The 21,735-nt window shown below is 61.8% G+C and carries 19 protein-coding genes and 2 pseudogenes; 8 read left to right on the top strand and 13 right to left on the bottom strand.

Annotated elements, in window-relative coordinates:
* Nucleotides 1–12: 12 nt before the first annotated feature.
* From RPMA_RS08400 to RPMA_RS08365, 8 genes are all read right to left on the bottom strand, one after another.
* Entirely contained in the window at nt 13–717 is a 705-nt protein-coding gene (locus RPMA_RS08400; protein WP_211913565.1) for an ABC transporter ATP-binding protein, read from the bottom strand.
* Nucleotides 710–1,465 (bottom strand): ABC transporter ATP-binding protein, encoded by a 756-nt coding sequence (locus RPMA_RS08395; protein ID WP_211912381.1) that lies wholly within the window; start codon nt 1,463–1,465, stop codon nt 710–712. Before RPMA_RS08395 ends, RPMA_RS08400 begins: the two co-directional genes overlap by 8 nt.
* Entirely contained in the window at nt 1,462–2,385 is a 924-nt protein-coding gene (locus RPMA_RS08390; protein ID WP_249225706.1) for a branched-chain amino acid ABC transporter permease, read from the bottom strand. Before RPMA_RS08390 ends, RPMA_RS08395 begins: the two co-directional genes overlap by 4 nt.
* Before the next feature lie 82 nt (nt 2,386–2,467).
* Nucleotides 2,468–3,334 (bottom strand): branched-chain amino acid ABC transporter permease, encoded by an 867-nt coding sequence (locus RPMA_RS08385; protein ID WP_211912379.1) that lies wholly within the window; start codon nt 3,332–3,334, stop codon nt 2,468–2,470.
* Between the two features lie 20 nt (nt 3,335–3,354).
* Entirely contained in the window at nt 3,355–4,605 is a 1,251-nt protein-coding gene (locus RPMA_RS08380; RefSeq protein ID WP_211912378.1) for an ABC transporter substrate-binding protein, read from the bottom strand.
* Nucleotides 4,606–4,635: 30 nt separating this feature from the next.
* A complete protein-coding gene (locus tag RPMA_RS08375; RefSeq protein ID WP_211912377.1) occupies nt 4,636–7,008 on the bottom strand; it encodes a xanthine dehydrogenase family protein molybdopterin-binding subunit in 2,373 nt (790 codons plus the stop codon).
* Nucleotides 7,005–7,517, bottom strand: a complete 513-nt coding sequence (locus tag RPMA_RS08370) for a (2Fe-2S)-binding protein (RefSeq protein ID WP_211912376.1) — start codon at nt 7,515–7,517, stop codon at nt 7,005–7,007. The genes RPMA_RS08375 and RPMA_RS08370 overlap by 4 nt, the downstream gene beginning before the upstream one ends.
* Nucleotides 7,514–8,377 (bottom strand): FAD binding domain-containing protein, encoded by an 864-nt coding sequence (locus tag RPMA_RS08365; protein ID WP_211912375.1) that lies wholly within the window; start codon nt 8,375–8,377, stop codon nt 7,514–7,516. Before RPMA_RS08365 ends, RPMA_RS08370 begins: the two co-directional genes overlap by 4 nt.
* 147 nt (nt 8,378–8,524) lie before the next feature.
* Between RPMA_RS08365 and RPMA_RS08360 the strand changes: the two genes are divergently transcribed.
* The 3 genes from RPMA_RS08360 (at nt 8,525) to RPMA_RS08350 (ending at nt 10,760) form a co-directional block, all read left to right on the top strand.
* Nucleotides 8,525–9,193 carry a TetR/AcrR family transcriptional regulator gene (locus RPMA_RS08360; RefSeq protein WP_408056514.1) on the top strand — a complete coding sequence of 223 codons (669 nt, stop codon included), beginning with the start codon at nt 8,525–8,527 and terminating at the stop codon, nt 9,191–9,193.
* A gap of 207 nt (nt 9,194–9,400) precedes the next feature.
* Nucleotides 9,401–9,781 carry a hypothetical protein gene (locus RPMA_RS08355; RefSeq protein ID WP_211912374.1) on the top strand — a complete coding sequence of 127 codons (381 nt, stop codon included), beginning with the start codon at nt 9,401–9,403 and terminating at the stop codon, nt 9,779–9,781.
* Between the two features lie 55 nt (nt 9,782–9,836).
* The gene (locus RPMA_RS08350) at nt 9,837–10,760 is read left to right on the top strand and encodes a cation diffusion facilitator family transporter (protein ID WP_211912373.1); all 924 of its coding nucleotides are present in this window, start codon (nt 9,837–9,839) and stop codon (nt 10,758–10,760) included.
* Nucleotides 10,761–10,770: 10 nt separating this feature from the next.
* On the opposite strand, the gene RPMA_RS08345 is transcribed toward RPMA_RS08350, so the two are convergent.
* Nucleotides 10,771–11,658, bottom strand: a complete 888-nt coding sequence (locus RPMA_RS08345) for a LysR family transcriptional regulator (protein WP_211912372.1) — start codon at nt 11,656–11,658, stop codon at nt 10,771–10,773.
* Nucleotides 11,659–11,751: 93 nt separating this feature from the next.
* Here RPMA_RS08345 and RPMA_RS08340 point away from each other — a divergent pair, with 93 nt between their 5' ends.
* The 3 genes from RPMA_RS08340 (at nt 11,752) to RPMA_RS08330 (ending at nt 14,962) form a co-directional block, all read left to right on the top strand.
* Nucleotides 11,752–12,942, top strand: a complete 1,191-nt coding sequence (locus RPMA_RS08340) for a CaiB/BaiF CoA transferase family protein (protein ID WP_211912371.1) — start codon at nt 11,752–11,754, stop codon at nt 12,940–12,942.
* A 69-nt stretch (nt 12,943–13,011) separates the two neighbouring features.
* Entirely contained in the window at nt 13,012–13,971 is a 960-nt protein-coding gene (locus tag RPMA_RS08335) for a Bug family tripartite tricarboxylate transporter substrate binding protein (protein WP_211912370.1), read from the top strand.
* 61 nt (nt 13,972–14,032) lie between these two features.
* Nucleotides 14,033–14,962 carry an NAD(P)H-dependent flavin oxidoreductase gene (locus tag RPMA_RS08330; RefSeq protein WP_211912369.1) on the top strand — a complete coding sequence of 310 codons (930 nt, stop codon included), beginning with the start codon at nt 14,033–14,035 and terminating at the stop codon, nt 14,960–14,962.
* A 30-nt stretch (nt 14,963–14,992) separates the two neighbouring features.
* Here the strand turns inward: RPMA_RS08330 and RPMA_RS08325 are convergent, their stop codons facing one another.
* Nucleotides 14,993–16,300: an MFS transporter gene (locus tag RPMA_RS08325; RefSeq protein ID WP_211912368.1), complete on the bottom strand. Its 1,308-nt coding sequence runs from the start codon at nt 16,298–16,300 to the stop codon at nt 14,993–14,995.
* Between the two features lie 347 nt (nt 16,301–16,647).
* Here RPMA_RS08325 and flhA point away from each other — a divergent pair.
* Nucleotides 16,648–18,794, top strand: a pseudogene (gene flhA, locus RPMA_RS08320) (flagellar biosynthesis protein FlhA).
* Between the two features lie 327 nt (nt 18,795–19,121).
* Complete coding sequence (locus tag RPMA_RS08315) at nt 19,122–19,322, top strand: hypothetical protein (RefSeq protein WP_211912367.1); 201 nt, start codon at nt 19,122–19,124, stop codon at nt 19,320–19,322.
* A gap of 230 nt (nt 19,323–19,552) precedes the next feature.
* Here the strand turns inward: RPMA_RS08315 and RPMA_RS08310 are convergent, their stop codons facing one another.
* The 3 genes and pseudogenes from RPMA_RS08310 to fliJ all read right to left on the bottom strand — a co-directional run bounded on the left by RPMA_RS08310 (nt 19,553) and on the right by fliJ (nt 21,660).
* On the bottom strand, nt 19,553–20,431 hold the full coding sequence (locus RPMA_RS08310; protein WP_211913563.1) for an anti-sigma factor: 879 nt from the start codon (nt 20,429–20,431) through the stop codon (nt 19,553–19,555).
* A pseudogene (locus tag RPMA_RS08305) lies at nt 20,431–20,978 on the bottom strand (sigma-70 family RNA polymerase sigma factor). The gene RPMA_RS08310 and the pseudogene RPMA_RS08305 overlap by 1 nt, the downstream one beginning before the upstream one ends.
* 262 nt (nt 20,979–21,240) lie before the next feature.
* Entirely contained in the window at nt 21,241–21,660 is a 420-nt protein-coding gene (gene fliJ / locus RPMA_RS08300; protein WP_211912366.1) for a flagellar export protein FliJ, read from the bottom strand.
* Nucleotides 21,661–21,735: the final 75 nt, after the last annotated feature.

Here is a 21,735-nt window from a genome sequence, read left to right as displayed (position 1 = left end):
CCTGCTCGCGCGTCAGACCGCGCAATAACGTTCCTGCATGTCCTTGTCGGCGAGCAGCGCTTCCGAACTGCTCTCATAGACGACCTCTCCCTGATCCAGGATCACAGCACGATCGGCGAGGCGCAGTGCCCATTCGACATTCTGCTCGACCAGCAAAAGCGTGACGCCCTGATCGCGCAGCTTGCGGAACAGCACGCCCATCTCCTCCACCAGTACCGGCATGATGCCTTCGGACGGCTCGTCCAGCAGAATCATCTTCGGCTTGGCGATGGTGGCGCGCGCAATGGCGAGCATCTGCTGCTCGCCGCCCGACATGGTGACGCCTTCCTGATCGAGACGCTCCTTGAGGCGCGGAAAGCTCTCGGCGATCTCCTCGATGGCCTCGCGCTCGTCGATCTTGCCGCTCCCGGCAACGAGGCCGAGCTGCAGGTTCTCGCGCACGGTGAGCCCGGGCACGATGCGGCGTTCTTCCGGCACATAAGCGAGGCCGAGGCGATAGCGCTCATGGGCTTTCAGCGAGACAAGGTTCTTGCCATCGAACTGCATGCTGCCGGTGATCTTCGGCATCAGGCCCATGATGGAGCGGATGGTGGTGGTCTTGCCAGCGCCATTGCGGCCAACCAGTGCGACGACTTCGCCCTGCTTCACGTTCAGCGAGACGCCGTGCAGCGTGTGGCTGGAGCCATACCAGGCGTTCAGGTCCTTGATCTCAAGCATAGCCATGGTTCTGTCCCAGATAGACGCGACGAACCTCGGGGTCCGTCTGGATCTCGTGCGGCGTGCCGTCGGCGATGAGCTGGCCGTGATGCAGCACGAGGATGCGATCGCTGAGGCCGAGGATCATCTTCATCTTGTGCTCGACCAGAAGGATGGTGCGCTCCGCTGCGAGTTTCTCCAGCAGCGCGACCATTTCCTTGGTTTCCTCCGGGCCCATGCCGGCGGTGGGCTCGTCGAGCAGCAGCAATTCGGGATCGGAGATCAGGGCGATCGCGATCTCCAGCGCGCGCTGCTGGCCGTGAGCGAGGAATTTCGCCGTCTCATTGCGCTTAGCGATGAGGCCGACGGATTCCAGCGCCTTGTCGGCACGGGCATCGAGCTCGGGAAACCTGTTGCGGTTGGTCCAGATGTTGTAGCGCGCGCGGCCGGCTTGCGCCGCGACGCGGACGTTTTCGTGCACGCTCAGATCGGGGAAGATGTTGGTAATCTGATAGGAGCGCGCGATGCCGCGGTGAACGAATTCATGCTGGCGCGTGCCCTTGAGATCGTCGCCCTTGAAACGCACCGATCCCGTGGACGGCGTCAGCACGCCGGACAGCACATTGAAGAACGTGCTCTTGCCGGCGCCGTTCGGCCCGATGATGGAGGTGACGCGGCCGGGACGGAATTCGGTGGTCACGCCCTGCAGCGCGATGAAGCCCCCGAATTTCATGCCGACATTTTCGACGGCGAGCAGTGGCGCACTCATCGGACGACCCTCGACAGGAATGTGCCCCAGATGCCCTTGGGCAGGAACAGCACGAACAACACGAAGATGGAGCCGACGATGATCTGCCAGTGCGACGTCCACAGCGAGAACACGTCTTCCATCAGGAGGAACACCAGCGCGCCGATGAACGGGCCGAAGAAACTCGAGGCGCCGCCGAGCAGCGTCATCATGACGATCATGCCCGATGTCAGGTAGTGCAGCGATTCCAGCGGAACGAAAGCGAGATGTAGCGCCGACATGGTGCCGCCGAGGGCGCAGATGGTGCCAGACAGCGTGAAGGACAGCAGTTTCGTGCGCTCCACATCGTAGCCGCAGGTGCGGGCGCGGCGCTCATTCTCGCGGATCGCCTCGATGGCAGCGCCGAAGGGCGAATTGAGAATCCGCGACACCAGCCACAACGCGGCGGCGGCGAACACCATCAGCACGTAATATTTGTTCACGGGATCGAGGAAATTGATGTCGAAGCCGAACAGGTTGATCTTGTTCACGGTGAAGCCGCGCAGGCCGTTCTCGCCTCCGGTCCAGCTCGATGCCTGCAGCGCGACGTAATAGACGAGCTGCGCCAGCGCGAGCGTGACCATGGAGAAATAGATGCCGCGCGTGCGCGTGGACATGCCGCCGATGATGAAGGCGAGCACGGCGCCACCCGCAACGCCCATCAGGACGGCGAGATACCAGGGCACACCGAACTGACCGATGGCGATGCCGGTGATATAGGCGCCGGCGCCGAAGAAGGCGGCGTGGCCGAAGGACAGCAGGCCGGTGTATCCGAACAGCAGGTTATAGCCGACGCAGACGACGCCGTAGATCAGCACATTGACCGCCAGCGCCTTGGACGGCAGCAGCCATGGCAGGATGCACAGCGCCAGGATCGACAGCGGCACGCGATAGGTTGTCATGATCGCCTTGAGACGCGCAGGCTTTCGCGCCTCGGCAGGCAATGGGGCGGCAACGGATGGGGCATTCATGATTGTCTCTCCGTTACGCGAGTTTGCCGAACAGGCCCTGTGGCCGGATCAGAAGCACGATGGCCATCAGCGCGAACATCACGATGGTCGCCATTTCGGGCGCGAACAGCGCGGTCATGCTGATGACGACGCCGACCAGAAGGCCGGCGATGATGGCGCCGACCAGCGAGCCGAGGCCGCCGATGACAGTCACCACGAAGGCTTCGGCCAGCACCAGCGCACCCATCTCGGGATTGACCGAGCGCATCGGCCCGGCAAGCACGCCGCCGAGCGCGGCGAGACCAATGCCGAGGCCAAACACCGCGAGCCAGACCTTGCTGATATCGACGCCGAGCACGCGCATCATCATCGGATCACGCGCGCCGGCGCGGACGATGAGGCCGAATTTCGTTTTCTCCAACCCGAGCCACAGCAGCACGACGATGGCGAAGACGAGACCGACGACGAAGATGCGATAGATCGGGAAGAAGCCGACGCCGAGATCGACGACGCCGGTGAGCAGCGACGGGGTCGGGAACGGAATGCCGTCGCTGCCGAACACGATGCGCACGCCTTCGACCAGCACATAGCTGAGGCCGAAGGTGAGCAGCAGCGGATCGTCGATCGAGCGGCCATAGAGCCGCCGGATCAGGACGAATTCGATCAGCATGCCGAACACGCCGATCATGATGGGGGCGACGAGCAGCCCCCACCAGAAACTGCCGGTCAATGAGGCCACCCACAGCCCGGCATAGGCGCCGACCATGAACAGGGCGCCATGCGCGAAATTCACGACGCCCATCATGCCGAAGATGATCGACAGGCCGAGCGCGGTGATCACGAGGATGGCACCGAGGGCAACTCCCGAGAAGAGCTGCATCAGAATGAGTTCTGTATCCATGGGACGGCGCGTGCCTTCGCTTAGGTGGGGAAGCCGAGTTCGGTGCAGGTGCGCAGCACCTGTTCCGACGGCGCTTCATTGGCGACGATGCTGAACAGATCGCTGTCGCCCTTCATGTCGGCCTTCTTCTTGGACTCGAGGACGAGAACCGACTGCACCGACTGGTGATCGCACTTCCGATAATATTGCGGGCCCTTGGCGACGTCGTATTTCAGCGCTTCGAGGGCCGCGATCACCTTGTCGGTGTCGGTGCCGCCCGCAGCCTGCATCGCCTGCAGCAGCGACATCACGCCTGTATAGCCATAGGCGCCGTAATCGGTCGGGATGGCACCGCCATTGGCCGCACGATAGGCATCGTTGAACGCCTTGGCCGATGGCAGCGTGCCTTCGAGCCCCCAGTAATAATTGGAGCCACCGACGACGCCTTCGAACACTTCAGGCGTGACGGCGAGACGCTGGTTGTGCAGCAGCACTGGCACGACGATTTTCGAACTTTGCTTGAGGCCGAAATCGACCGCCTGCTTGATCGAATTTGCCTGGTCGCGACCAAAGTTGCTGATGCAGAGGATGTCCGGACGCATGGAGCGCAGGCGCGGCATGAAGGTGGAATAATCGGCGGCGCCGAACGGGTGCATGATCTCGCCCACCGTTTCCGCGCCGATCGCCGCTTGCGCGCGCTTGAAGCCGCGCAGCATCTCATGGCCATAGGCATAGTCGGCGACGAGATGGGCGACCTTGGTGCCCTTCTTGAACGCGTAACGCGCCACGGCGGCCGTGGTCATGGTCGGGTTCAGCGCTTCGTGGAAGGTGTATTTGCTGAAATCCTTGACCTCGTTGATGGTGTCGGACTGGCTGATCGAAACATAAAGCACGCCGCGGGCGCGGGTGACTTCGTTCACCGCGAGCTGCACGGCGCTGGACAGCGATCCGACGATCGCATGCACCTTGTCCTTCTCGATCAGTTCGAGCGTGCGCGTGGCGGCTTCGCCGCCATTCAGCTTGTCGTCGCGCACCAGCAGCTCGACCTTGCGGCCATTGACGCCACCCTTGTCATTGACCTGCTTGACGGCGAGTTCGGCGCTCTTGACCTGATCCTTCGCTTCAGCGGCGAACGGACCGGTCAGCGGCGTCGGAAAGCCGATGCGGATATTGTCGTCGGCCGCGCGGGCGATCCACGGCATGGCCATCACGCCGGCACCGGTGCCGAGCGCCGCCAGCATATGGCGACGGGAAATAGTGAAACGGTTCGAGTTTCGGTTGTCCTTGGTCATGTGCTCCCTCCCTGTTGTCAGTCTTGTCGATCAGATATGTCCAAGTGCCTTGAGAATACGCGCAGGCGTCATCGGCACTTGCGCGATGGTGCCGCCGAACGGCGACATTGCATCATTGATGGCGTTCATAGCTGCCGCCGAAGCCGCCGCCGTGCCAGCTTCGCCGACTCCCTTTGCACCAAGCTGGGTATCCAGCGTGGGCGTCTCCACATGGGCGACGACGATATCCGGCATCTCCACCGCCATGGGGACGAGATAGTCGGCCAGCGAGCCGTTGGTGAGCTGGCCGCCCTCGCCATAGACGCATTCCTCGAAGAACGCGGCGCCCAGCCCCTGCACCACGCCGCCGCGGATCTGCTCATCCACCAGCAACGGATTGATGACACGGCCGCAGTCTTCCACCACCCACACTTTCAGGATTTTCACCATACCGGTCTCGACATCGAGTTCGAGATGGCAGGCCTGCACGCCATTAGTGAAGGCGAAAGGATAGCCCTCCGGCGCATAGTGATGCGCGACGGAAAGTTGCGCCTGCGTGCCCGGCGGCAACGTATCCGAGCGGAAGTAAGCGATACGCGCGATCTCGGCGAGTTCGATGCGCTGCTGGCCGGTGGCCTTGTCGATGATCCAGCCGGCCTGCATGTCGAGCTTGCCGGCATCTTCCTGCAGGATCGCGGCGGCGACGGAGAGCACGTTGCCCTTGAGCTTCTGCGCCGCCTGCAGCGCCGTCTCGCCGCCGATGCCCGCGCCGCGGCAGGCATAGGTGGCGCCGCCATGGGGCGTCGTCTCTGTGTCGCCGGTGATCACCTTGATGCGGTCGCGATCGACACCGAGATGCTCCGCCACGATCTGGCCGACGATGGTCTCGGTGCCCTGCCCAAGTTCGGTAATCGAAATCAGGCAGCGCACATCGCCGGACGGCGTGATCTTGAGGATGGCGCCGTCCTGCGACGAGATGCGGACACCGCCGACGCCGTAGAAGGCCGGGCTCGGATTGGTGATCTCGACAAAGGTCGCGATGCCGATGCCGCGATGGATGCCCTGCTTGCGCAACTCGGCCTGCTCGGCGCGCAGGCCATCATAATCCATCAGTTCGCGGATCTTTGCGAGGCAGGCATGATGCGACAGCGACTCGAATTTGTAGCCGGTGGGGGACGTGCAGGGATAGGCGTCGTCCGGAATCAGATTGCCGCTGCGGATGGCGAACACATCCTGCGCCGTCTTCGCGGCGATCATGTCTACCAACCGCTCGGTCACCGTGCAGGCCACGGGATGGCCGACGGCACGATACTGGCTCATCTGCACCTTGTTCTGGAACACGACCTGCAGATCGGCGCGGTAGTTCTTGAACGTGTAAGGCGCGCCCATCAGGCGATAGACCTGATTGCCCTCCACCACGCTGGTGCGCGGATAGGCGGAGAAAGCGCCGATACCGGTGACATCCTCGACATCCATGGCCAAGATATTGCCGTCGGCATCCGCAGCCATCCGTGCGCGGACGCGATGATCGCGCGCGTGGATGTCGGAGACGAAGGATTCCATGCGGTCGGCGACATATTTCACCGGACGCCCCAGCATGATGCTGAGCCCGACCACCGCCATGTCCTCGTGATACATGTGCAGCTTCATGCCGAAGGAGCCGCCGATATCCGGCGCGATCACGCGCACGCAGGATTCGGGAATGCCGTAGTGGCGGGAATAGATATCCTGGAACTGATACGGCGTCTGGGTGGCATGATGCACCGTGAGCTTCGGCTCGCTGGCATCGTAGTCGGCAATGATCGCGCGCGGCTCCATGGTGACGGCGGTGTGGCGGCCGAAATGGAATTCCTCTTCCACCACCAGCGCGGCGCTCGCGAACACGTCATCGACACTGCCGGTGTCGAGCTTGCCCTGGAAGCAGAGATTGCTTCCGAGCTCAGGCGAGATCACCGGCGCATCGGGATCGCGGGCCGCATCGATATCGACGACGGCCGGGAGTTCATCGAATTCGATGTAGACAAGCTCAGCCGCATCCTCGGCCAAAGCGCGCGTGTCGGCAACGACGGCGACCACCGCTTGCCCGGCCCACACGACCTTGTCGATGGGCAACGGCAATTGCGGCGGCGACTTCATGCCCTTGAAGTGATCCATGGTTCCGACCCATGGCGTGCAAAGCTTTGCCAAGTCTTCACCGGTGGCGACAAGGCGAACACCCGGCGCCTCGCGCGCGGCCTGCGCATCGATGGACACGATCTTCGCATGCGCATAGGGGCTGCGCACATAAGCGACATGCAGCATGCGCGGCAGCGTGATGTCGGTGACATAACGGCCGCGGCCAGCGAGCAAGCGCTTGGCATTCGGCCGCGGAACCGAGCGGCCGATATAGGAATTCGGACGATCGAGGGAGGTGATCGCGCTCATGCCTCGACCTCCTCGTGCGCAGGCGCATCGCGGCCTTCGGCGCGGTTGCGCGCCGTGGTCTCGATGGCATCGACGATCGCTTCATAGCCGGTGCAGCGGCAGTAGTTGCCCGACAAGGCGTCGCGGATTTCCTCGCGCGACGGCACGCCCGGCTGCGACAGCAGGCTATAGGCGGTCATCAACATGCCCGGCGTGCAGAAGCCGCATTGCAAGGAATTGCGCTGATGGAAGGCGTCCTGGAGATCGGCGATCACCGCGCGCTCGGTGAGCCCCTCGACCGTCTCCACAGCCGAACCGCTCGCCTGCACAGCGAAGGTCAGGCAGGAATGCACAACGGTGCCATCCAGCAATACGAGACATGCGCCACAAACGCCCATCTCGCAGCCCGTATGCGTGCCGGTGAGTTCCAGCGTCTGCCGCAAAAAGTCGGCCAGCGTTGTCCGCGCGGGGACGCGATGCGACACTTCACTGCCGTTCACCTTCAGCGTGACATCGACGAGATCGCTCATGGCTTTTGCCTCGCGATGTCGCCGAGCAACCGGCCCAGCACCACGCGCGCCAGATGACGCCGCATGGCGGGTGGCACATTCTCATCTTCCGGTGGATCAAGGTCATGGATCACGGCGGCCTGCGCCGCAGCGATGGCGTCCTCATTGAGGACGCGGCCCATCAAAGCATCTTCCGCTTTCCACGCCCGCAAAGGTGTGTTGCCGACGGAGAAGAACACGATGCGGATTTGCTCAATTGCGCCGTCGATGACATCAGCCAGAATTCCGCAGCCGACCAGCGCGAAATCACCACGCCGGCGCGCGAGCTCGTGAAATGCCCAACGATGCGTCGGCCGAACGACAGGTACGTGAATGGCGACCAGCAACTCGCCGGGCTCAATGGCGGTCTGAAACAGATCGACGAAGAATTCATCCGCGGACACGCGGCGCGTCCCGTCGCGATTGGCGATTTCGAGTTCGGCGCCGAGCGCCAGCGTCATGGCAGGGAATTCCGAGGCGGGATCGGCATGCGAAATGCTGCCGCCAAGCGTCCCCTTGTTGCGGATCGCGGGATGCGCGACATGCGGCGCGGCTTCGCTATAGAGCGGCGCGTGTTTGCGGATCAAAGGATCGGCCAGCACCTCGGCATGGCGCGTCAATGCACCGATACGGAGCCAGCTGCCTTTGAGCTCGATGCCGCGAAGATCGGGAATATGCGCGATGTCGATCAGCAGTTCGGGCGCCTGCAAACGCAGGGCAAGCGACGGCACGAGGCTCTGCCCGCCTGCGATATAGCTCGCATCGCTGCCGGCTCCCTCGAATGCTTCAAGCGCCTCCACGATCGTGGAAGCCCTCACATAGTTGAACGCCCTCGCCTTCAACGTATCCCCCGAGGCGTCTCGCGGACGCCGCTTTGTGACCATTTGGTCTTAAATCTAGAACACGTCGAATACCGCCGGTCAAGAGAAATGACCATTTGGTCTCTTTTTGCGAATGCGATATTCAGTCACAAGTAAATCGAAGTGAAAATGGTCAAAAAGCCCGTCAAAACTGCCGAAAAGCCGCCCCGCCGCAACATGCGCGCCGCCGAGCGCGAGCGTTTCATCCTCGACGAAGCCATCAAGTTCTTCGCCGAACAGGGTTTTGGCGGGCAGACGCGGGAGTTGGCCAAGCGCATGGGAATCACCCATTCGGCCATCTATCGCCACTTCCCGAGCAAGGAAGCGCTGATCGAACGCGTCTATGAGGAAATCTACCTCAGCCGCTGGTCACCCACATGGGCCGGCCTGATCCAGGACCGCTCGCTGACGCTGGAGACGCGGCTGTCGCGCTTCTACCTCGAATATGTGCAGCAGGTGTTCGAGTATAACTGGGTTCGCATCTTCGTGTTTTCGGGGATGAAGTCGTTCGACATCACCAAGCGCTATCTGGAGATCGTGCGCGAGCAGATCATCGAGCCGGCCTGCCGCGAACTCCGTCACGACCTGAAGCTCGCATCGAGCGACAAGGTCCCGCTGTCGGAACGCGAAGTCGAGCTGTTCTGGGGCCTGCACGGCCGCATCTTCTACATGGCCATCCGCCGTTTCGTTTATGAGACACCGACGCCGGACAAGCTCGACGACATCGTCGTCGATGCCGTCAGAAGTTTCCTCGGGGGCGCTACGCGGCTGCTGCCTGAAATTCTGGAAGCCCGTTAGTCCATACGATCGAATCGACGCGGAACGCCCTTCACACGAAGGTGCGTGAGAGCGTGAAACACCACATTCTGGCTGACATGGAAACATGTTAGGTTCACCGGTATTTCCATTGTCCGGGCTCCTGTGACGTCGTCCTACGCCTCATTTTGCAGATTTTTAGCCGCCACCGCGGCGTGTTGCGCCGCGGTTTGCGCGCTCGCATCTCCGGTGACCGCAGATGTTCGACGCCTGTCGCTGATGCCCGACCCGCGCGGCGAGTTCATCCGCCTCTGCGCGCCCTTCATGGCGCCGCGCTACGTGCATCCTGAAGGCGTCTGCGATTGCGTCCGTAATGCGATGTTCGACGAGATCCCCGATTTCGAAATCCTGAACGCCGCCTTGTACGGGATGACCGAGCGCGGCGTGCCGACGCTGAACCGGAATTGGCTCGATCGGGAAAAGTGGCCACTGATCGAAACCACGATGACGGCCATCGCCGAACCCGTGATGGAATGTATGTTCGGCACCGGACCGGTCAAACGGGCTTACGAATATGTCCCTCCCGATGGCCTGCCATCGATGCCGCCGGTGCAGGACCTCATTCCCTAAGCGACCGCATCGCCTCAGCCTCGTTCCTTTTTCTCGAATTTCTTGCGTAAAAACCATGACCAGTTCGCAGCACGACTTAGACAATCGGAGTGAGCGCAAGACGCTCGTCTACTCCATCATCGTCACGGCATTCGACGCCGCGGTCGGCATCGCCGTGGGGCTGGCGATCAATTCCAGCTCGATCGTGTTCGACGGCATTTACTCGGTGATCGATGCGGCAATGACCGGACTGTCGGTCGGCGTCTCATTGTTGCTGGCGCGTGGATCGACACGATACTTCCAGTTCGGCTTCTGGCAATTCGAGCCGATGCTCGTCCTGCTCAACAGTCTCGTGCTCGCACTGTCCTGCGGTTATGCGCTGCTCGGCGCGCTGAACGACTTGTTCAGCGTCGGCCGTTCGGTCTCGTTCGGGCCAGGCGCGGCTTACGGCATCATCGCGGGATTGCTCGCGCTGGTGATGGCCTACGTGATCGGAACGCGGGCAAAGCGTCTGGACTCCGAGCTGTTGCTCATGGACGCTCGCAACTGGTTTGCTTCCGGTCTTGTCAGCGTTGCACTTGGCATCAGCTTCTGGGTGGCCGCACGGATGCACGGAACGAGTTACGATCATCTTGTGCCCTATCTCGATCCTGCAGTCCTGGCGACGCTGAGCTTGCTGCTCCTGCCATTGCCACTGCGCGCATGCTGGCGATCGGTGAAGGATATCATTCAGGTGGCGCCGGTCGATCTCGACGAAGAGGTGCGCGAGATCGCCCGCGACATCCAGAAGCGACACGGCTTCGAGAATTTCTCCACCTATGTCGCCAAGATGGGCCGCGCGCGGTTCGTCGATATCACCTTCCTCGCGCCGGACGATCTCGGGCCGCGCGAGGTCGATTACTTCGACGGCATCCGGCGGGAGATTGCGGAGCGGCTCGGAGCGGTGCCGCCGAGCCATTGGCTCAACATCGAATTCACCAGCGATGAGGCCTGGCTGTAACTTTCAAGCCTCAGCCGTTTCGCGCCAGTCCTTTGACGATCATGTCGGCACATGTTTCGGCCGCTGAAGAGAGCCGCCTTCCCTTCAGGGTGATTAGATAGAGCTGGCGCACCATCATCGGTTCGGTGAGGTCGGCAACGACATAATTGCCCGGCCGCCGCGGAACGCATGTCCGCGGGACCAATGCCATCCCCATTCCGTGTTCGACGAGACTGAGAAGCGTTTGCTGTTGTAGGACCTGGAAGAGAGGGACGAATGTCAACTTCCTGGCCTGGAAGGCACTCTCGATCATGGCCGCCGTCGCCGAAGCCGGTCCCATCGCCAGTTGCGGCAGATCGGCCACTTCGGCGAGCCTCACTTTCTTGCGGCCAGACCATGGGGCGGTGTTGGGAAGCACGGCCACCATCATATCCTTCATGACAGGCCGAAGGTCGAAGCCGGACAGTCCCTTGAGGCGAGGTCCGATCGCAAAGTCCGTCAGGCGTTCGGACAGGTCGGAATACATCCGCTTGGCAAACGACTCGTGCAGCTGCAACGCCACCTTCGGAAAATTTTTCTGATAGGCTGCCAGGATCTTCGGCAGCCGGTGGGCGCAGAGCGACGGCGCGCAGCCGATCGAGACATGGCCATGCTGCGCCGTCGAATCCTCCCTCAAATCCTGCACGACAGAACGCAGGTCGGTGAGAATACCCTTGCTGCGCATCAGCAGCTTCTCACCGGCCGAGGTCAGACTGACCTGGCGCGTCGTCCGTTCTAGCAACATCAAGCCGATCTCATCCTCGAGCTGCTGCACATGTGTGCTCACCACCGACGGGGAACGATGCAACTGCTCGGCCGCGCGCCGAAAGCTGCCACTCTGCGCAACCGCAAGAAATGTCTCGATCTGCCGAATATTCATTGTTGCGATATCCCGAACGATTGTCTCGATAATCCCGATTGTAACAAGCGAAAGCGCAGATAAACATCCGCGATCTTTGTTGGAGACGTCGTGATGCAATCCCCGGACACGCAGGTCCTGCGGAATCTCAAAGTTCTTGATTTCTCGATGGGCGTGGCGGGACCGCATGCCGCATTGCTGTGCGCGCAGAACGGTGCCTCTGTTGTGAAAATCGAGTCCCTGGAGGGAGACTGGTGCAGAACCCTCGGGACTCGCGTCGGCGATCTCAGCCCGTTCTTCATCACCTACAATCGCGGCAAGCGATCCGTGGCGATCGATACGAAAAATGCCGCAGCACGGGAGGCGGTGCTGAGCATGGCAAATCAAGCTGACATCATCATCGAGGCTTTTCGCCCCGGCGTGATGAACAAGCTCGGCTTCGGCTATGACACGATTGCCAAAACCAATCCGGGCATCATCTACCTGTCGGTCAACGGGTTCGGCAGCACGGGCCCGATGATGAACGCCCCTGCGACCGACGTGGTGCTGCAGGGATTTGCGGGCATCATGAACATGAACCGCGATACGAGCGGCGTGCCGCAACGCATCGACCATGTCGTCATCGATGTCATCACAGGCCTTTACGGATTCCAGAATATCCTGACCGCCGTGATGGCGCGGAACACGTCGGGCGGAAGCGGACGTCATCTGGAATGCACCATGCTCGGATCCGCCATGGCGTTCCAGGCAGGAAAGATCGTGGAAGACGCGATGCAGGTCGGCCAAAATCTGTGGTTCGTTCCGCAAGGTGGATTTTCCACCGCGGACGGCCAGATCAGCCTGTCGGTGAGGCGCGACGATGCGTTTGCCAGAATGTGCGAAGCGCTGGGCCGAGCGGACATGATGGCGTCCGGAAAATTCGACACCGTCGCGCTGCGACTGGAGCATGCGGATGAATTGCTCTCCATCCTGCGCGAAGACTTCAAACAACGCAGCACGGCGGAGCTCTCGGCCATTCTGACAAAGGCCGACATCCTGCATGCGCCGATCAACACCTATGCCAGCCTGCTTGCCCATGAGCAGACACAAGCTGCCGATGCCTATTACTGGGGCGACCAGAACGGCATCGACAAGCCCCTGCCCTTTCCCAAAGCGCCTGGCGCCACGCATGATGAATCGCTTTCGGACGCACCACATATCGGCCAGCATACGCACGAAGCGCTCAAGGATTGGGGCATCACCGATGAGGCCATCGCAGCGCTCGTCGCGTGCCATGCGATCGCTGCGGATGCGCGGTCTCCTTAGGGAGCGCCGGATCGACGCACAACGACAAGAACATCACATCAAGATGAAACAACCCCAAGGACAACGACCATGAAATTCGGACGCTATCTTCTTGCGAGCCTTGCCTGCTGCCTTGTTTCGACCACTCAGGTTCACGCACAATTCCCCACCCGGCCAATGACCATGGTCGTCACCTTCCAGGCGGGCGGTATCACGGACAGCATTGCTCGGCTGCTGGCGCAGAAAGTGTCGGAGAGCTTGGACAAGCCGATCATCGTCGATAACCGGCCGGGTGCCGAAGGCCAGATCGGCGCGCAATATCTCGCGAAAGCGGCGCCTGATGGCTACACGTTCGGCTTCGTGTCGTCAGGCAATTTTTCCGGCCTTCCGGCCATGAGCGTCAATCCGCCCTATGACGTCGTCAAGGATTTCACACCGATCGCCGAGGTCGGCCGTTATGCCTTCTACCTGTTCGTCAACACCAAGGTCCCGGTCAAGACGTTCAAGGAGTTCGTCGACTATGCGAAGGCCAAGCCCGGCGTTCTGAACTACGGCACGGGAAACAATACGGGTGTGCTGGCTTTCGCGCAGCTTCAGCGCATGTTCAACATCAAGCTGGCCCACATCCCCTACAAGGGAGAGCCGGCCGCGACCACCGACCTGATCTCGGAGCGCATCGATGCGATGATCGGCTCGAGCGCCGCCCTTCCCTATGTGCAGGAAGGCAAGTTGCGCAACCTGGTGACGCTGTTGCCGGAGCGCAGCAGCCTGGCACCCGACGTTCCGGTGCTGCGCGAAGTCGGCACGGAAAATCTCGGCATCTCATCATGGGCAGGCATTGTCGGCCCTGCCGGCATGCCGGCGGACATCCAGGAGAAGCTGAGCAAGGCCTTCGTCGCCGCCGCCAATTTGCCGGACGTGCGTGAGAAAATCGAAAAGCAGGGTTTTACGCTGACCCCGGCCGGACCTGACGGGCTTCGCAAGACGATCGAAACGCAGCTCGACGCTCACCGCACCCTCGTGAAAGAGTCGGGCATCCCGCTCAAATAGCCTGAACGCACATACATCTGATGACCCTGCTTCCCTCCGCTTCAACCGTGAATGTTGCATCATGACGTTTCCATCTTCACTTCGCCGTCGCATGACATTGCCGTTGATCGCCGCGCCCATGTTCCGGGTCTCCGGACCGGATCTCGTGATTGCGGCGGGCAAAAGCGGGGTCATCGGATCGTTTCCCACTGCGAATTGCCGGACGATCGAAGAGCTGGACTCCTGGCTCGTCAAGATCACAAGCGCGCTCGGCCCGGACGATGCGCCCTATTGTCCAAATCTCATCATGCGCCGCGATGCGCTGATGGGGGAATTGAAATGCCTCCTCAAATTCCGTCCGGAGATCGTCATCACCAGCGTCGGCTCGCCCAAGCCGGTGATCGAGCCGCTGCATGATATCGGCTGCCTGGTCTTTGCCGATGTCGCATCCATCAAGCACGCACAGAAGGCACTGGAAGCCGGTGCGGACGGACTGATCCTGCTAACCGCCGGTGCCGGCGGGCAGACCGGCTGGGCCAATGGCTTCGCCTTCGCCCGCGCCGTCCGCGCCTTTTTTGATGGCCCGCTCGTTATGGCCGGCGGTATTTCGGATGGCCAGGCGCTCTGGGCCACCGAAGCGCTCGGCTGCGACCTCGCCTATATGGGCACCAAGTTCATTGCGACGCAGGAGAGCATGGCATTGGAAGGCCACAAGGCTATGCTCGTGAACAGTTCGCTGGACGATGTCATGCTGAGCAACGCCTTCACCGGGCTGCTGTCGAACACGCTACGCCCGTCAGTGATCGCAGCCGGACTCGATCCCGAAAATCTGCCAACGAATCTCACGGAAGAGCGTGCAGCCCAGCTCTACGGAAGCGGCGCCGAAGGTCCCAAGCGTTGGCGCGACATTTGGTCGGCGGGCCACAGCGTGTCGGGCGTCACGAGCGTTCCGACCGTGCGAGAACTAACTGAAACGATCCGCGATGAATACGACCGTGCGCGTAACCGGTGACGTGAGGACGGAACTCATCTGTGTCAGCCGTTATGCCGGCGCACTCCGCATCACCGCCAGACGTTTCCGGGCACGCAGCAGCAGCCACGTGACAATGGTGACGTTGAACAGGTTAAAACCGATGCCATTGATGAAGGCCGCGCGATAGGAGCCTGTCGCGTCGAAGATCACGCCGGACAGCCAACCGCCCAGCGACATGCCGACAATGGTGCCGAGAATGACGATGCCGACGCGCGTGGCCGCCTGCGATGCCGGCATCGCCTCACGGACGATGATCGCATAGGCGGGCACGATGCCGCCCTGGAACAGACCGAACATCCCCGAGATGATGTAGAGCGAGGCCAGCCCGTCGAAGAACAGGTAGAACACCAGGGCCACGCCCTGGGCAATCGCGCCAACCAGAAGCGTCCGCAGCCCGCCAATGCGATCGGCAAGAAAGCCCGAGCCGACGCGGCTGATGATGCCGAGTGCCAGCATCACCGACAGCATCTCGGCGCCACGCGCCGCGCCATAACCGAGATCGGTGCAATAAGCGACGATATGCACCTGCGGCATCGCCATGGCGACACAGCAGCCAATGCCGGCAATGAACAGGATCGCCGTCAACGCATTGTGGCTGAGCTGCAGATCGACTTTCGGCGGCGGCGCATTGGCATGGCTGCGGCGTTCGTTCGCGCCCATTTTCGCGCGCAGCACCGCAAGCGTCACCAGCGTGAGAGCGGTCGTCACGACGGCGATGCCGATCTGCGTGGGGCGCCAGCCGAATGTGAGCATGCCCCAGCTCACCAAAGGCGGCCAGAACGTGCCGCCGATATAGCTGCCGGTCGCGGCCAGAGCGACGGCAATGCCGCGCTTGCGCTCGAACCAGTGCGAGGCTTCCGCCATCAAGGGTGCGAACGTGGCCGACGAACCCGCGCCGATCAGAAGATGCAGCAGGACAAATTGCCAGAGCGCTGTGGTGAAGGCGGACAGCACATAGCCGACAGCCATCAGTGCGGTGGCCAGCGCGATGCTCGCGACGATCCCGAACCGATCCGTCAGCCGGCCGACAACGACGCCGCCGATGCCGAAACCGGCCATGGTGAAGGTAAACGCTAGCGACGCCGCGCCGCGCGTGGCGGCGAAATCGGCCTGCACGGCCGGCAAGACCACCACGACGGACCACATGCCGACGGAGCCGAGCGAACCGACCACGAGGGCCAGGGTAAGGCGGGTCCATGCCTGAGGCGAGTCGGGCTGGAAGGCGGACGTTTCCGGGATGGCCGTTTCTGAATTCACGGAAGCAACCTGAAGGGGAGTTCCTTTCGGGTCAAGCGATCCTGCTGAAGGATTAGGCATGCGAAAGTGGTGGAGCGGAGGAAGAATTTCTCCGGCCCGGCCTCACCTGTGCAAGTCGCTCCGGCCGCGATGCCATTCTCCCGCTCTAGCGAAGCTTCGCTTCGTGGGGCCGCAAAGTGCAAGAAACCTGCGTCACACCGCCCTTCCGCCCCTCCGGTTAACCGAAATTAACCCTTTGCTAACCATACACACGGCAAAAATTGCCCAGTGAAATCGTGTCTCGTCAGCCGATCGGGGGAATGCCCGTGGATGCCAGTGCGGTGCCTCACTTGCGGATCGGCGGCCCTCCGGCTGCCAAGCATACGTTTGGTGCGCATGATCGACATGCGCGCGGGGAAGCAGTGACGATGACGGATTTGGTGGCGGGTCAAGGCATCGGCGGCCCGAGCGGCGGCGGCTTCGATCTCGAAAAGATCAAGCGCACGATCTTGCGCGGCGACATTGCGCTCGCGCTCGGCGTCCTGGTCATCCTGATCGTCCTGATCATGCCGTTGCCGGCCTTCATGCTGGACATATTCCTGGCGATCTCGATCATCATGTCGGTGCTGATCCTGATGACGGCGCTGTTCACGCAGACGCCGCTGGAATTCTCGTCGTTCCCGACCGTCCTGCTGATCTCGACCATGCTGCGGCTGTCACTGAACCTCGCCTCGACCCGCCTGATCCTGTCGCACGGTCATGAAGGCACTGCGGCAGCCGGCCACGTCATCGAGGCGTTCGGCCATTTCGTCATGGGCGGCAATTTCGTCATCGGCGTTGTCGTGTTCGCGATCCTGCTGATCGTCAACTTCATCGTCATCACCAAGGGTTCGGGGCGTATCGCCGAAGTCGCGGCGCGATTCCAGCTGGACGCCATGCCCGGCAAGCAGATGGCGATCGACGCCGATCTCTCTGCAGGCCTGATCGACGAAGCCACAGCAAAGGCACGCCGCAAGGATCTGGAAGACGAAAGCGGCTTCTTCGGCGCCATGGACGGTGCCTCGAAGTTCGTCCGCGGCGACGCGATCGCCGGTCTGCTCATCACCGCCATCAACGTCGTCGGCGGCATCATCATCGGCGTGGCCCAACAGGGCATGCCGTTTTCTGAAGCCGGCCGCACCTATACGTTGCTCACCGTCGGCGACGGTCTCGTCACCCAGGTGCCGGCGTTGATCGTCTCCACCGCCGCCGGCCTGCTGGTCTCCAAAGCGGGTATCACCGGCGCTGCCGACAAGACGCTGCTCAAGCAGTTCTCCGGCTATCCGCAGGCGCTTGCCATGTCGGCGGGCGTGATGTTCACGCTGGCGCTGCTGCCGGGCATTCCGATGCTGCCATTCATCACCCTCGGCGGCGGCGCCGGCTGGCTCGCCTACACTGCCAGCAAGCGCAACAAGGCGCAGAAGACCGTTGCGGCCCAGCAAGCTGCGGCCGGTCCGGGTGGCCCCGCGGCCACGGCAGCGCAAGCCGCTGCTGCCGAGGAAGAGCCGATCTCCGCATCGCTCAAAATCGACGACCTCAAGATCGAACTGGGCTACGCGCTGCTGCCGCTGGTCAACGGCCCGGACGGCACCGATCGCCTCACCGAACAGATCAAGGCATTGCGCAAGTCGCTGGCGGTCGAGATGGGGTTTGTGATGCCGTCGGTGCGCATACTCGACAACGTCCAGCTCGAAGCCAACACCTACGTCATCAAGATCAAGGAAGTCGAAGCCGGCACGGGTCGCATCTGGCCAAACCAGTTCATGGTCATGGATCCCGGCGGCAATCAGGTCAGCGTGCCCGGCATTCACACGACCGAGCCGACCTTCGGCCTGCCTGCGACCTGGGTCGACGCTGCACTCAAGGAAGAAGCCTCGTTGAAGGGCTACACGGTGGTCGATGCGGCCACGGTGCTGTCCACGCACCTGACCGAATTGCTCAAGGGCAACATGTCGGATCTGCTCTCCTATGGCGAAGTGCAGAAGCTGCTCAAGGATCTGCCGAAGGAACAGGGCGAGCTCGTCAAGGATATCGTGCCGGCGCTCATCACCGTTTCCGGCATCCAGCGCGTGCTGCAACTGCTGCTCACCGAACGCATTTCGGTGCGCGACCTCTCCACCATTCTCGAAGGCATCGCCGACGCCCTCGCCTTCTCGCGCAACCCATCGACCATCGTCGAACATGTCCGCACACGACTGGCCCGCCAGATCTGCGCGCAGAACACATCCTATGCCGGCTATCTCCCGCTCATCGCGCTGTCAGCGCAGTGGGAGCAGGCTTTTGCGGAGTCGATCATCGGCCAAGGCGAAGAACGCAGCCTCGCGATGCAGCCGTCAAAGCTGTCGGAATTCATGGTCGCCGTGCGCAACAGCTTCGAACAGGCGGCCCGCGAAGGCGAAGCGCCGGTGCTGGTGACGTCTGCCGGTATTCGCCCCTTCGTCCGGTCGCTGGTGGAACGGTTCCGCTCGCAGACGACCGTTTTGTCGCAGGCCGAAATCCACCCCGCGCTCGCCTGAAGACCGTCGGCAGCGTCTGATCGGCCAGGATCAGACGCAAATCACTGCAGCAAGAGCGATGCAAATTCATCACACACAAGAGCCTTGCCGATCTGTAATGTCTTTCGGCAAGTTCCGCACAAGCCGCGACAATCGTGACTACCGAACTGTAAACAAATAACTATTTTGTAAATTTCCGCTCCGATCCGGCTTTTACGCGCCTTAGTATCACGGACTCTCACCGTCTTGTGATGACGATTCAGGAACGTAAGGACTGGTTCTTACGTTTCTTGCCACACAGATGATGAACCTGATCAGCGAAGCTCGACACCAACGAGCAGTCAGGCAGTGAACGGCAGGAGCGTTCCATGAACCACTCGATTTACAGCGCGGATCGCATGACCCACCTGAAAGTGGTGGTCGTTGCTCTCATCGCCGGTATTTTCGTGGCCGGTGTGGGCATTTCAGCGCGCGTCAATTCTGGCGATGGATACACACAGGCCGCGCGCGTCATAAAAGCAGGCGCCCCGGTGACGACGGCAACGTCTAACGCGAGCATGGTCCGCTAACGAGTTTTACGAATTCGCATGCCGATGTCCCCCAAGGTCGTCATGCGATTATGCAGCAGACCCCACTCCCCCCAAGTGGACTGCAAAATGGAAAACGCCCGCTCCCCACGGGCGTTTTTCTTTTGTCTGGTGTTCATGCACAATGATCGTCATTGCGAGCGCAGCGAAGCAATCCAGTTCTTTGCTTGTGGCTTTCTGGATTGCTTCGCTGCGCTCGCAATGACGGAGCGTTACTTCGGCGGTGGTACCGTTTCGATCAGCTTGCCTGTGAACACGATCGGACCCGTCGCAGAACCCGTCGGCGAGCCGCCTTCGGGTTCGACGGTTACGGCGTAGGTCGCAGCATTGACGGTATCCGGATCGTAAGACGCAAGAGCAGCGCGGGTGGTGAATTCATCGCCGCCGATCACGCCGAGCGAACGCGGCGCCTGAAATTTGTCGGAGACGATCCAGAGCTCATAGCTCTTGCCAGTCTGCGGCTCGGCACCGACGCGGCGGACCGTGAAGTTCTTCGTGGCAGCATCCACCGTGAGGATGAAGGCCGGCGACGTTGCATCCGTCTGCAACAAAGCGACATATTGCGACTGGGCGGCGAGTTGCTGCACGGTCGGCGCCGGCGTGGGTGCCTGGACGACCTGAATTTCCGGCTTCGGACGCAGCCCGGCGGGCAACAGATCCGGCCGCGTCGCCTGCACACCGATCAAAGCGATCAGAGCAGCAGCGATCGCGGTCATCGTCGTCGCGATACCGCGCCAGCGCTGCGCACGGCGGCTGAGATCGATCACATTCGACGTGTCAGCCCGCACGGGCTCAGGCATCGCTTCGACAACGGGCGTTGCAACCGGCTCCGGCGTCTGTGGCAGAACCATTGATGCCTGCTGTCCCGACATGCCGATGGCGGTACGGATATTCTCCCACACTTGCGGACCCGGCTCGACCAGGCCGACCATCTGGTTGAGCACTGCGAGCGCACGCTCCCAGCTATCGACGACGGCGGCATAGTCCTTGTCGACCGCCATCATCTGCTCGACCTGCGCGCGCTCATCAGCATCAAGGGTGCCGAGCGCGTATTCCGCGGCAAGCGCGATATGGTCTTCGCTGTAGTCCATCATGCCAGTCCCAGACATGCGCGGATGTCCAACATGCTCCGGCGCAGCCACGTTTTCACGGTATTCACGGGCTTCTCGAATTTCACTGCGAGTTGCTCGCGGCTCCAGCCATTGTAGTAAGCAAGCAAGACCAACTTCTGCCGCTCGGGTTCGAGCTGTCCGACGCATTCCAGCAGACGCCGCAACTCTTCGGTCATCTCGCGGCGCGCGAGCGGATCGGGGTATCGGCGGCGACTTCCATGGCGGCCGGCTCTTCCTCTATCGACGTCTCGCCCTTCTTGCGCACGACATCGATCGCACGGTTGCGCGCTATCGAAGCCATCCATGTGATCGGCGAGGCAACGCCCGGATTAAACTGGCCGGCGCTGTTCCAGATTTTGACGTAGACCTCCTGGATCACTTCCTCCGCGAGGTCCTGTCTGCGCAAGATACGGAGCACGACACCAAACAGTTTCGCACGCGTAGCGGTATAAAGCCGCTCGAATGCAGCTTCGTCGCCCTTTGCGACCGCGGCGAGCAGCCAAACCAATTCTGCCGGCGTCAGCATTCCGTCTCCTCAACCTCAAAATACCTTCTTCTGCGCAACCGGGTCGCTCAGCGGTATTCGCGACTCGTAACATGAATACCGACGCGCAAGCCATGTTGCTCTTCACGCTGTGGACGGCAGACGCAAAAAACCCGGGCCGCGAGGGCCCGGGTTTTGGCAAAATCCTATCCGCCGTCATTGCGAGCGCAGCGAAGCAATCCAGAGCGACACGGAAGGAAGACTGGATTGCTTCGTCGCCAAGAGGCTCCTCGCAATGACGAAGTCAGGCCACTGCGCCGATGCGGGCGCGCATCAAGCCGATGCTGTCGAGATCGGCCTGCTCGCGGGCATTCTCTTCCTCGCGGGCGCGGGCCTGGTCGCGCTCGTCGAGCAGTTCGACCTTCTTGAGTTCTTCGAAGGCTTCGCCGAGCAGCGCCTTGGCGTCTTCGAGCTGGCCGCGCAGCTCATCGGCCGAGCGGGTCAGGTTCTCGCGGCGCTGGATCGCGGCCTTGGCATAGGTCGGATAGGCGAAATGGGTGGGATCCTGGATACCAGCGCGGTCCTGCTCGGTCTGGATCTCCCGTTCCAGATCCACCGACATGCGCTGGAAGTCGGCGATCATGCCTTCGATCTGATTGACGCGGCGGCGCTTCTCGTCGACCTGAAACTTCTTCAGGCGGATCAGGGTGTCACGTGACTTCATCGACTCATACTCCCCAGAAGTCCCTGTATCACAGCGGGACAACACCAGCTGTCCGAACAGGCCCAGCCGGCTGAA

Source organism: Tardiphaga alba, assembly GCF_018279705.1.
GTDB classification, from domain to species: Bacteria; Pseudomonadota; Alphaproteobacteria; order Rhizobiales; family Xanthobacteraceae; genus Tardiphaga; species Tardiphaga alba.
The sequence above is the reverse complement of the archived record's forward strand: the minus strand, read 5'-3'. Positions and strand labels throughout refer to the sequence as shown.